11 protein-coding genes are annotated in these 11,388 nt (G+C 65.9%); 1 reads left to right on the top strand and 10 read right to left on the bottom strand.

What is annotated here, in order from left to right:
• The first annotated feature begins 4 nt into the window (after positions 1 to 4).
• Positions 5 to 991, top strand: a complete 987-nt coding sequence (gene dusB, locus L2Y96_RS03910) for a tRNA dihydrouridine synthase DusB (RefSeq protein WP_247332627.1) — start codon at positions 5 to 7, stop codon at positions 989 to 991.
• Between the two features lie 183 nt (positions 992 to 1,174).
• Here the strand turns inward: dusB and L2Y96_RS03905 are convergent, their stop codons facing one another.
• The 10 genes from L2Y96_RS03905 to L2Y96_RS03860 form a co-directional block, all read right to left on the bottom strand.
• Positions 1,175 to 2,047: a hypothetical protein gene (locus tag L2Y96_RS03905; protein ID WP_247332611.1), complete on the bottom strand. Its 873-nt coding sequence runs from the start codon at positions 2,045 to 2,047 to the stop codon at positions 1,175 to 1,177.
• A gap of 13 nt (positions 2,048 to 2,060) precedes the next feature.
• On the bottom strand, positions 2,061 to 2,867 hold the full coding sequence (locus L2Y96_RS03900; protein WP_247332609.1) for an SDR family oxidoreductase: 807 nt from the start codon (positions 2,865 to 2,867) through the stop codon (positions 2,061 to 2,063).
• A gap of 202 nt (positions 2,868 to 3,069) precedes the next feature.
• Entirely contained in the window at positions 3,070 to 4,356 is a 1,287-nt protein-coding gene (locus tag L2Y96_RS03895) for a dicarboxylate/amino acid:cation symporter (RefSeq protein ID WP_247332606.1), read from the bottom strand.
• An 11-nt stretch (positions 4,357 to 4,367) separates the two neighbouring features.
• A complete protein-coding gene (locus L2Y96_RS03890; RefSeq protein ID WP_247332604.1) occupies positions 4,368 to 5,249 on the bottom strand; it encodes an amidohydrolase family protein in 882 nt (293 codons plus the stop codon).
• Positions 5,242 to 5,931: a 4-carboxy-4-hydroxy-2-oxoadipate aldolase/oxaloacetate decarboxylase gene (locus L2Y96_RS03885; protein WP_247336893.1), complete on the bottom strand. Its 690-nt coding sequence runs from the start codon at positions 5,929 to 5,931 to the stop codon at positions 5,242 to 5,244. The genes L2Y96_RS03890 and L2Y96_RS03885 overlap by 8 nt, the downstream gene beginning before the upstream one ends.
• Positions 5,931 to 6,653 (bottom strand): PIG-L deacetylase family protein, encoded by a 723-nt coding sequence (locus L2Y96_RS03880; protein WP_247332601.1) that lies wholly within the window; start codon positions 6,651 to 6,653, stop codon positions 5,931 to 5,933. Before L2Y96_RS03880 ends, L2Y96_RS03885 begins: the two co-directional genes overlap by 1 nt.
• Positions 6,654 to 6,678: 25 nt before the next feature.
• The gene (locus L2Y96_RS03875; protein WP_247332598.1) at positions 6,679 to 7,761 is read right to left on the bottom strand and encodes a 4-oxalomesaconate tautomerase; all 1,083 of its coding nucleotides are present in this window, start codon (positions 7,759 to 7,761) and stop codon (positions 6,679 to 6,681) included.
• Between the two features lie 139 nt (positions 7,762 to 7,900).
• Entirely contained in the window at positions 7,901 to 8,815 is a 915-nt protein-coding gene (locus L2Y96_RS03870) for a LysR substrate-binding domain-containing protein (RefSeq protein ID WP_247332595.1), read from the bottom strand.
• A gap of 37 nt (positions 8,816 to 8,852) precedes the next feature.
• Entirely contained in the window at positions 8,853 to 10,217 is a 1,365-nt protein-coding gene (locus tag L2Y96_RS03865; protein WP_247332593.1) for a carbohydrate porin, read from the bottom strand.
• A gap of 117 nt (positions 10,218 to 10,334) precedes the next feature.
• Positions 10,335 to 11,348 (bottom strand): glycoside hydrolase family 15 protein, encoded by a 1,014-nt coding sequence (locus tag L2Y96_RS03860; RefSeq protein WP_247332590.1) that lies wholly within the window; start codon positions 11,346 to 11,348, stop codon positions 10,335 to 10,337.
• Positions 11,349 to 11,388: the final 40 nt, after the last annotated feature.

The raw sequence follows: 11,388 nt of genomic DNA, 5'->3' as shown, positions 1-11,388 counted from the left end.
GATCATGCGTATCGGCCCCTATTCCATCGCGCCCGCCGTGGTCCTCGCGCCCATGGCCGGTGTCACCGACAAGCCGTTCCGGCTCCTGTGCAAGCGCATGGGGGCCGGTCTCGCCGTGTCCGAGATGACCACCGCCGACCCGCGCCTGTGGAATACCCGCAAGTCGCTGCGGCGCATGGATCACGATGGTGAGCCGGAGCCGGTGAGCGTCCAGATCGCCGGCTACGACCCGGGCATGCTCGCCGACGCCGCCCGCTACAACGCCGATAACGGCGCGCAGATCGTCGACATCAACATGGGTTGCCCGGCCAAGAAGGTGTGCAACGTGTGGTCGGGTTCGGCGCTGCTGCAGGACGAGCCGCTGGTCGCGCGCATCCTCGATGCCGTGGTGAAAGCCGTGGATATCCCGGTGACACTGAAGATCCGCACCGGCTGGGATCGCGATAACCGCAATGCACTGACCATCGCACGCATCGCGGAAGACGCCGGTATCGCCGCGCTCGCCGTCCATGGCCGCACGCGCGCGGACAAATACGAAGGCGATGCGGAATACGCCACCATCGCGGCGGTGAAGGCGAGCGTCTCGATTCCCGTCCTGGCAAACGGCGATATCACCACGCCGGACAAAGCGCGCGAAGTGCTTGCCGCCACCGGCGCCGATGCCGTCATGGTCGGCCGCGGTGCGCAGGGGCGTCCGTGGATTTTCCGCGAGATTGCCCACCATCTTGCCACCGGCGGCTATCTTGCCGAGCCCACGCCCGACGAAGTGCGCGACATCCTCGTCGGCCATCTGGAACATCTCTACGCTTTTTACGGCGAAGTGATGGGCGTGCGCATCGCGCGCAAGCACCTCGGCTGGTACGCAAAGGATCGCCCGGAAAACGCTGCGTTCCGCCACGTGGTGAACCGCGCCGAAGACGCCGCTACCCAGCTCAGCCTCACCCGCGATTACTTCGACGCGCTGGCCACCGGCACCTCGCTGGCCGCCTGACCGCCCACACCGCTCCCCGCCCTTTTTCCTCACACCGCTCCCCGCCCCTTTTTTGTAGGAGCCCACCCTGTGGGCGACGCCGTTCGCGAAAAAGCCGCAGGGTCTTCAGCGCCGTCGCGAAAGATGTCGCCCACAGGGTGGGCTCCTACAGGGCGGTGCGAACGAGCTGTGAGGTTCTGCGCGTCAGGTCGGGAGGCGTGCGAGCCAGCGCGCGATGTTTTCCGCGTAGAGGCGGATGGAGCGCTGTGCTTCGGGTGAGCCCGCAATACCGTCACCGGGCGCTTCGCTCACGAAGCTTGGGCAGCCGAGCGACGGGTCCCAGTTGTAGTCGGCGAAGTGATGGAACGTGGATTCGGCAATCGCAGGGCCGTTGCCATCATGCGGCTCGAAAGCGACGGCGATGTTGAAGCGCCGACCGCTCACCTGGCTTCGCCCGGTCGCGATGACGCGTGCGGTGGCGTCGTTGTCCGGCTTCCCCACCGCGCCTTCGTGCGGATGCGCAGGAAGGAGCCGCAGCGCGCCATCTGCCGCGGCGCTATCACGCAACACGGGATGCACCGGCCCGTCCACTTCGATCGTCTGGAAATCGCCGTTGGCGCCCGAGTGGTAATTGGGCCAGGAGATATTCGTGGTCACGGTATCGTCGATCTGATGCCGCGATGGATCAGGCTCCTGGTTCCTTGAATGGAAAAAGTGCGCGGCGCCAATGCCACCCAGCGTGCACACGGAGCTCCCCAGGTCCATGTGATCGCGGGCGACGAACAGGCCGCCGCCACGCTGCCGGAAGCGACCGATCGCTTCGCAATCCTCGGGGCTCAAGCCATCCCCGACATCCACGGCGAAGAGCCACACCTGGTCGTAGCCTGATGTATCGAGCGTGGCGAGCACCGGATCCGGCGCGTCGACCGGCCCCCGATCGCGCGCGGTGACGTCGAACAATGCCTGGCCGTCCTCGCCGCGGATGCTCGCCAGCGTCTCGCGCAACAGCGAGAAGCGTCCGATATGCCAGTCGTCGGCCGTCGTGGGAATGGTGGACTGCAGGAGGATGCGTTTCATGGGCCCGTACTCGCTACCAATGAGCCCGAGCGTACTCGGATTCGTGCAGCCAGGTCGCGAAGCCGACCGTACATGTTTGTGCCGCTGCGCAGGGAACCAGGGAGGATTCTTCCAAGACGGCGCCGAAATACGGCTCCGCCGCGTCGACGACCACCTCGTAGGGTGATTCGATGTCTTCCAGAAAGCGCTTTACGATGACCGACAATCGCTCGCGCTCGGGGCCGGCCAGCTCAACCGTGGCATTCAGCGGCCGCCCACACGCGATCTGCGCCAGCGCTTCCGCGACATCCCGCGATGCCACCGGCTGGATATACGCGGGCGAGAGCCGCAACGCCTGCGCAGCCACTCCACTGGCCTCGATGATCGCCAGCAGGAATTCATAGAACTGCGTCGCGTGCAAGATGGTGTACGGGACGCCGGACGCGCGGATCATGTCTTCGGCCGCCGCCTTGCCACGGAAGTACGGACTCGAACGCAGGCGATCGGTGCCTACCACGGAAATCGACACGTGGTGCCGCACACCGGCCTGTGCTTCGGCCGCCAATAAGTGGCGAGCACCTGCGCTGAAGAACGCATAGGAAGACTCGCCATAAGGCGCTTCCGAATTGCTTGCGTCGATCACCACCTGCGCGCCGCGCAGGACCTCGTGCAAGCCGACACCGGTGACGATGTCCACACCCGTCGCACGGGATGCCGCGATGGCTTCGTGGCCCCGTGCGGCCAGGAGCGCAACGACCTGCCGGCCGACCAGGCCGGTACCGCCTATCACGACGATTCTCATGGGGGGCTTACCTGTTGCGTAGTCGCGGATCGCGCGCAAGCGCGCTCCTACAACGGCAGGTTAGGCCCTTACCGCACGGCGGCGGTAGCCTCGGGAGGGGACATAGGGTGTTGCCTGTGAAGCGACAATGGGCCCGCCGGCCCTGCCATTCCCCTGTAGGAGCGCGCTTGCGCGCGATCGCCTCACGAAGCGGTGAGGCGGCGGGTGATCGCGCGCAAGCGCGCTCCTACAAGGGCGAAGATCAGGCTTTCTTCAGGGCCGCGGCGAGCTTCTCGCGGTCGAGTTCTTTTTCCCACGCGCAGACCACGATCGCTGCCACGCCGTTGCCGACGAGATTGGTCATGGCCAGCCCGGTGCCGAGGAAGCGGTGGATGCCGAGGATCAGCACCATGCCGGCGACCGGGACGACCGGTACCACGCTGAGCGTGGAGGCGAGCATCACCAGCGCCGCGCCGGCCACGCCGGAAGCGCCTTTCGAGGTGAGCATGCCCACGATGGCCACGGTGATCTGCTGCTCGATGGTCAGGTCGATGTTCAGCGCCTGGGCAATGAACAGGATCGACATCGTCAGGTAGATGTTCGTGCCATCAAGGTTGAACGAGTAGCCGGTCGGGACGACCAGGCCCACCGTTTCCTTCGGGCAACCGGCTTCTTCCATCTTGCGCATGAGCGGGGCCAGCACCACTTCGGACGACGACGTGCCCAGCACGATCAGCAGTTCGTCCCGGATGTAACCGCAGAAGCGAATGATGCTGAACCCGCAGATACGCCCGACGATGCCGAGGATCAGTACCACGAAGATGATGCACACGACGTAGAAGCTGCCGATCAGCTCCATGAGCGGCACGAGTGCGACCACGCCGTACTTGCCGATCGTAAAGGCAATGGCACCGAACGCACCGATCGACGACACCGCCGTGATGTAGTGGACGATCTTGAAGAACACCTGCGCGCCGGCTTCGATCACGTCATAGACCGGCTTGCCCCGCTCACCCGTAGCGGCCAGTGCGCAGCCGAACAGCACGGAAATCAGCAGGATCGACAGCACATCGCCCTTGGCGAACGCGTTAACAAACGTCGTAGGGATGATGCTGAGCAGGAAATCGATTGATTCGATGTTGTGGCCCTGGGCCACGAACGAAGCGACTTCATTCGACTTCAGCGTGGAGGGATCGACGTTGAAACTCGAGCCAGGATGAAAGATGTGACCCGCCACCAGGCCGAAGAACAGCGCCACCGTCGAGATAACCTCGAAATACAGCAGCGCCTTGCCTCCCACACGGCCGACCTTGCGCATATCGCGCATGCCGGCGATACCGGTGACCACCGTGCAGAAGATGATCGGGCCAATCACCATCCGGATCAGCGCGATGAACGCATCACCGAAGGGCTTCATGGCCACGGCGTACTTCGGCGAGAGGTAACCGAGGATGACGCCAATGACCACCGCCACCAGCACCTGCACGTAGAGCTGGCGATAGAGCGGCTTGCGCGGGCGCGCTGGCGGGAGGGCGGTGGTATTGGGCATGGTCACGCTCTTCAGGCGAAGTCGTACAGGCGCGCGGGGTTATCCACGAGCAGGCGGTGGCGCAGGGCCTCGTCGGGGCAGAAGCGGAACATCAGGTCCACGAGGCCACCATCGTTCGGCATATCCTTGGAAATGTTCGGATGCGGGAAATCGGTACCCCACAGCACGCGATCCGGTGCCGCCTCGATCAAGGCCTGGGCGAACGGGATGGCATCATCGAACGGGCGCTTGCCTACCGAGACGCGCTCGGCGCCGCACACCTTGACCCAGGCCAGCGGATTATCGCGCATAAGCGCCAGCAGCAGGCGGAACGGCTCCTGCTCCACGCCCTTCGCGGCCTGCACGCGGCCCATGTGGTCGATGACGAAGGGTACACGGATCTTCGCCAGCACATCCTGCAGTTCCACGATGTCCTGCGCATCCAGGTGCAGCACCACGTGCCAGCCCATCTCGGCCACGCGGTCGAGCACGCGCCAGAACACCTTCATGTCCGGGCGGCCACCCAGGTGCTGGACGAAGTTGAAACGCACGGCCCGCACGCCGCCGTCGTTGAGCACCGCGAGGCCCTTCTCGTCGATACCGTCATCGACGATGGCCACGCCCTTGTAGCGGCCGTTGCTGCGCGCGATGGCGTCGAGCATCGCCGTGTTATCGGTACCATGGCAGCTCGCCTGCACGATCACACCGCGGTCGAAGCCGAGGAAATCGTGCAAGGCCACGAGGTGTTCGTACGGTGCGTCCGGCGGCGTGTAGCTGCGATCCGGGGCGTACGGGAAGCGATCGGCCGGACCGAACACATGGCAGTGCGCGTCGCACGATTTCGGCGGCATCGCCTGCAGCGGCCTGGTCGGGTTCGGGTCGGGCGGCAGGCAGCCCTTGAGCGGATTATTCATTCGGCAGGTCGTCCACATAGCGCAGGCCGGCTTCCGCCAGGCGCGGGCGCATTTCGTAAATATCCAGGCCCAGCTCGCCCGCCGCAAGGCGTTCGCGCTTGGCTTCTTCGTTGAGCACGCGCTTGCGCGAGGCCGCGATGGCGCGTTCGACCGAGGCGTGCGGCACCACGACGACGCCATCATCATCGGCCACGATCGCATCGCCGGCCTTCACAAGCTGGCCGCCGATCACCACCGGCACATTCACCGAGCCGAGCGTCGCCTTGACGGTGCCACGCGCATGCACGGCTTTGGCCCACACGGGGAAGCCCATGCGGCGCAGCTCGGCGCTATCGCGCACACCCGCATCGATCACCAGGCCGACGACCCCGCGCGCCATCAGTGAGGTGGCGAGCAGGTCCCCGAACATGCCATCGGTGTTCTCGGTGGTGCAGGCCACGACGAGCACATCGCCGGGACGGCACTGCTCCACCGCCACGTGCAGCATCCAGTTATCGCCCGGCTGGGCCAGCACGGTGACGGCCGAGCCGGCGATGGCGCGATCCTGCTGGATCGGCGTGATCGGCGGCAGGAACAGCCCCACGCGGCCCTGGGCCTCGTGCACGGTAGCCACGCCCATGGAGGCGAGCGTATCGGCCTGTTCCGGCGTGATGGAGGGACGGTTGCGAACCACGACGCCCATCATGCCAGCGTGCCCTGGGTCACGTGCGGGAACACGCGCTGGAACGCCTCGGCGTACTTGATCTTGAAATCGGAGTTACGCGTCGCCTGGGCGCCGCGCTGGAGGCCTACGCGGGTGTAGTACTCCCACAGGTGCTCCTGGGCACGCATGGTTTCGAACGCGGCCTGCTTCTTTTCCCACACCGAGCTGATGTCGAGGAACAGCTCCGGCTTCCACTCGCACTGCTCCGGCTGGTGCGGCTCGAACAGGTACACCGGCGGCGCGCCGATCACCGGCACTTCGGGATCGTGGCCGTGCGCCTGCGCGACGACGCGTGCTTCCTGGGCGATATGCGTGGCGAGCGGGTGGTCGAAGTTGTACGGGTCCTTCAGCGAATGGCTGAGCACGAACGAGGGGCGCAGTTCGCGGTAGACCTTCGCCAGGTGGAAGACAACATCGAGATCGGCGCGCATCGGGTAGTCGCCGATATCGAGGAACTCCACGCTCGCGCCGAGGATGCCTGCGGCTTCCTGCGCTTCGGCGCGGCGGTCGGTCTTCACCTTGTCCATCGTCATGCCAGGCTGGCGCCACAGCTTCGCGGATTCACCGCGCTCGCCGAACGAGAGGCAGACGATATGCACTTTCCAGCCTTGCTCGGCATGCAGGGCGATAGCACCGCCGGCGCGCCAGACGAAGTCAGCGGAATGGGCGCTGACGATCAGCGCAGTCTTGTTCTCGGACATGGGGATAGAACTCCGTGGGAGGGTATCAGCCGGCGGGGCCGGACCAGATCGAAGGGGAAACCGGCACCGTGCCGCGCATGAGCAGGCGGGCGGTGCGGAGCAAGGCGGCGCGGACGACACGGCCGTTTTCCAGGCCGAGTTCCACGCTGAATTCGCCGGTGGGGTGTTCGATGGACAAGGTGCGTGCGTCGCCCTGCCCGGCCACCGCGACATCGGCGGCGACGGTGCCAGGCATCACCGCGGCGGTTGCCACGGTGACCGCACCAAGAACGCCGATCGACGTGTGGCAATCGTGCGGAATGAACGTGCGCGTACCGAGCGCGCCGCCGTGGCGCGGCTTCGATACCAGGGTAATTTTGGGCACCGGCTTGCCGGAGACATCGCCGAGGTTCATCAGCGGACCGGCTTTAAGGCGCAGCGCTTCGATGCGCGCTTTGAGCGCGGCGTCCGCATCGAGGTCGGCCGGCTTTTCTTCACCTGTGATGCCGAGGTCGGCGGCAGCGATCAGCATCACCGGCATGCCGTTATCGATCAGCGTGACTTCGACGCCATCGAGGATGTCGCGCAGGTTGCCCGTGGGCAGCAGCGCGCCGGCGAGCGAGCCCTCGGTGTCGAGGAACCCACAGGTCACCGGTGCGGACGGACGCGGTACGCCATCGATACGCGCGTCGCCGTCATAGACCGGGCGACGGCCGGGGGTCTGGATCGTGATCTCGGCGATCACCCCGGTGTTGACGGTGCGGACCCGGCGGGTGGTCGTGCCTTCATCGGCTTCGAGAAGCCCGGCTTCGATGGCTGCCGGCAGCGCCGCCGCAAGCATGTTGCCGCAGTTCGGCGTGGTATCCACCTTGCCCTCGGCGATACCCACCTGGCCGAACAGGAAATCGAGATCGGCCGCGCCATCGGTCGGGATCGAGAGGATGCCGGTCTTGCTGGTCAGCGGCTTGGCGCCGCCGAGGCCATCGATCTGGCGCTCATCGGGAGAGCCCATCGCGGCGAGGATCACGGCATCGCGGGTTGCGGTATCGGCGGGAAGGTCGGCGGCGCGGAAGAACGGCCCCTTGGAGGTGCCGCCGCGCATGTACCAGCAGGGAATTTCGTGCGACATCGGGTTTGCATCACGCTATGCCAGGAACAGGGACGATGGTCCTCACCCCGGGCTGCCCGAACAACGCGATACGCCGCCTTTCAGTTATGCGTGAATTGCATGCCTTTGCCTATCGCATGCAATTGTTGCATTGCACAACCTAGCGACCGGGGTTGAGCCGGCCTTCGCTGATCAGCTCGTCGACGATCTCCAACGCCTTTTCGGTAATGGCGCTGGTCGGGCGCTGGGTGGGCGTGGCCACCACGAGACGGGTACTGATCTGCGGCATGACGATGGGCGCCGCACGCAGGTCGTGCTCGCCACGGCGGCTGAGCAATGCGTTGCGCGAAAGCACGCCGTAGCCCACGCCCCGCTCCACCAGATCGAGCAACGAGCGCACGGAATCGATTTCCAGGCGGATATCGAGTGCCACACCGTAACGCGCGGCATCGGCTTCGATGAGCTGGCGTACCGAATGCAGCGGCGAAGGGATAATCAGCGGGTACTGGCCCAGCGTGCCCAGCGGTACCGCGTCGGGCAGCGTCCGCCCGTCGCGCGTGGTGCCGATGAGGTTGAGTTCTTCGGAATGCACGTGGCGGAAACGCATGTTCGCGTTCACCGCGGGGTTGTAGAGCAGTGCGCAATCCAGGCGGCCCAGCTGCAGCCATTCCAGCAAGCTCGCGCTGAGCGCTTCGACCACGCTGATCTGGGCCTGCGGATAGCGCTCGCGGAAGCGCATCACCAGTTCGACGGTCAGTGCGGAGCCCACGCTGGGGGGCAGGCCGATGGCCAGCTTGCCGGCGTAGACGCCGCGGCTCTGGCCCAGCGAAAGCCGGGCCACCTCCACCTGGCGCAGGATGCCGCGGCCATGCTCCACGAGTTCACGTCCCGCTTCGGTGGGCACCACGCCGCGTCCGTTGCGCTCCAGCAGGTGGGTGCCCAGCTCGATTTCGAGCTGGCGCACCTGGCGGCTGAGCAGCGATTGCGAGACATCGAGGGTCGCCGCGGCACGCGTGAGGCTGCCGAATTCGACGATACGGATGAAGCTCTGGAGATGTTTCAGATCCAAGGTCACGGCGCGCGGCAGCCTGGGTCACTCGATTATGGGGGTTTTACTGGCTGCCGGGGCCGCCAAGCCAAAGCATGACGCGCAGGCCGATCACCAGCGCATTCGCCGGTACGCGCTTGACGCCCACCGTATTGCCCAGGACATCGGGGTGCACGATGTACTGCAGGTTCGGCGTGATCCGCAGCGCTGGGGTTAGCTTGTAGGTGTAATTGAGCTCGGTCATCAGCTCATCGCGCTTGAAGTGCCCGTCACCCTTGTTCCTGGTGATCAGGTCATCCTCGAAACCCACCGCCTTGCGGCTGAAACGGAACCAGGTGGCCTGGAGGCCAATAGAGTCGGTCGGGCGGGCGCTCGACAGGCCGGTCCAGAGGAAACCACCCGTCGACTGCAGCGTGTAGTTTTCCGCGTTATCCAGCGGGCCGGTGGCGGAAGCGAAAACGGCGAGGTTACGCGTATCGCTGTTTGGGTCGGGCTTGTACACCACCTTGTCGGCGAGCACATACACGCCGTAACGGCCGCCGTCGTAGCTTCGCGCGGTACCGCCCACGAGGCCGCGGTGCAGGCCCTTCGTGTTGAGTTCCGGATCGGTGAACGGTGCGGAGTTGTACCAGCCACCAATCTTCAGGTGCTTCGGATACGGGTCGGTCTTGAAGCTGGTTTCGTAACCCACTTCGACGGGGATCAGCACGCCGGTGGAATCGTTGAGGCCGAAGTTCAGGCCGTTGTTGTTACGGCGCTCCGGGTTGATCTCGAACGCGCCGATCGACACATAGCGCGCATCCGGCTGGTATTTCACGCGCGCGCCCCAGTTCACGTACGGGAAGCCGGTGAAACCGCCCGAGGTGTTGGTGAGCTGGTACGGGCAATCCGGTGCGCTCACGAAGCGGCAACCGTACGTCGAGCGGCCGAACTGCCAGGTGGCATTGATCCGACCGGCCAGCACATTGATGTGGCTCGCCTTGAAGTCCTGTTCCCAGGTCAGCTGGGCCAGTTCCCACTGGCGTTTGGGATACCAGTAGCCCTGGATCTTCTGCAGCACGCCGATATCGTCGGCGGCGACGCTGTGGCCGTAATAGCGCGAAAAGGTGAGGTGGATCTTGCCGCCTTCGATACCGGCAAGCTTGGCCATATCGAAATCGGCACCGCCGACGGCGCCACCGCCATTGGTCGCACCGAGTCGCTCGCCACCGCGCACGCTGGCTGCCCAATCGTTCGCCCAGACAAAGCGAAGCGAAATACCTTCGTCGCGAAGCTTGTCGACGGGGCCTTGCTTACCCTTCGGCGCGTCCGGCGTGGCCGGCGTGGCCTGGCGCGGCGCCTGGGTATCGTTATCGGGCGTGGTCTGCGCGACGGCGCCGGAAGCGGCGAGCGCGGCAAGAAGGGCGAGCGTGGTGCGGCGTAGCGTCATCGAATCAGGTCCCCATGCCGTTGAATCGGCGAAAGCGGGGGCGATGCTGGCGGCCCCGCCCCGTGGGAACAACGCGATACGCCGCCTTTCAGGTATGCACGTTATGCATGTTTCGGCTTACGCCATGCATTTTGTGCATTGCACAATGGATTCTTGCGCCTCGGCGGCGGCGCGGAGGACGTCCGGGAGGCCTAGTGTGCCGTAGCGCAGCACGTAAGCCTCGAGCGTCTGGCGGAACAGCGCATCGGACGACCAGCGGTCGTGAACACTGCCTTCCGTACCATAGGCCTGGACCAGCAAGGCCGCGCACTCGCCGCGGTAGCCCAGCGCAAGGAAGGTGGCCGCGGCCCGGGTGGCGTTGCCCAGGGGGGCGGGCATGAAGCCGGCCACGCCCGGCTCGTCGGCATGGAACGTGCCCTCGCCGAAGGCAAGCTTCAGCCCCAGCGCGTCACGCAGGCGCTGATCGAAATCCTCGCCCTTGTAACGGCAGCGGTCGCTCCACCAGGTCCAGTAATGAATGGTCTCGCCCAGCGCATGCAGGGCGGTCGCGGAAAGCGCAGGGCCGCCTTCCAGCGGCGTGCCGCTGATGACGAAGGCGACGCTTTCGCCCGCCGCCAGGCGCACGTGCGTGGCGACCACGTCGGCGCCCGTGCCCAGCGGCCGGGAGCTCGCGAGATACCAGCCATCGACCGCCTGGGCCTCGTGCTTGCCCGCCGAGGCGAGTTGCGCCGCGCAGACGAGGCGGAACGAGGCCTCGCCTTCGGTGCAGGTGATGATGCGGACGAAACGGCCCGCCGCCACGGCCTCGGCCTGGCCCGGCCGGCCCTCGGCCACGGCCATGAAGTCGGCCACGCGCAGTTCGGCGCCCTCGGCGTGGCCCACGGTCTCCAGCACGTTCGTGCCGGGCACATAAGCACTCACCCAATGCACATCCCCATCCATCTGCAGGCTCAGCAACGCCCGCTCCGGATGGGATGGGCGCAGCAGCCCCGCCTGACGATCGAGTGCCAGCGAGGCAAGCGCGGCATCAGCGGTCACCCGCCCATGGCCACGCATATCGCCAATGGCAAGGCCGCGCGGGGCCGGGGCGCACGCGTGGACGGCCGCAAGCCGGGACTGTGGCATGGACATAGCGAGGGTTCCGTGGCGCCTGGGGAGGGACGCCGAGCGG

Source organism: Luteibacter aegosomaticola (genome assembly GCF_023078475.1).
GTDB lineage: Bacteria > Pseudomonadota > Gammaproteobacteria > Xanthomonadales > Rhodanobacteraceae > Luteibacter > Luteibacter aegosomaticola.
The sequence above is the reverse complement of the archived record's forward strand: the minus strand, read 5'-3'. Positions and strand labels throughout refer to the sequence as shown.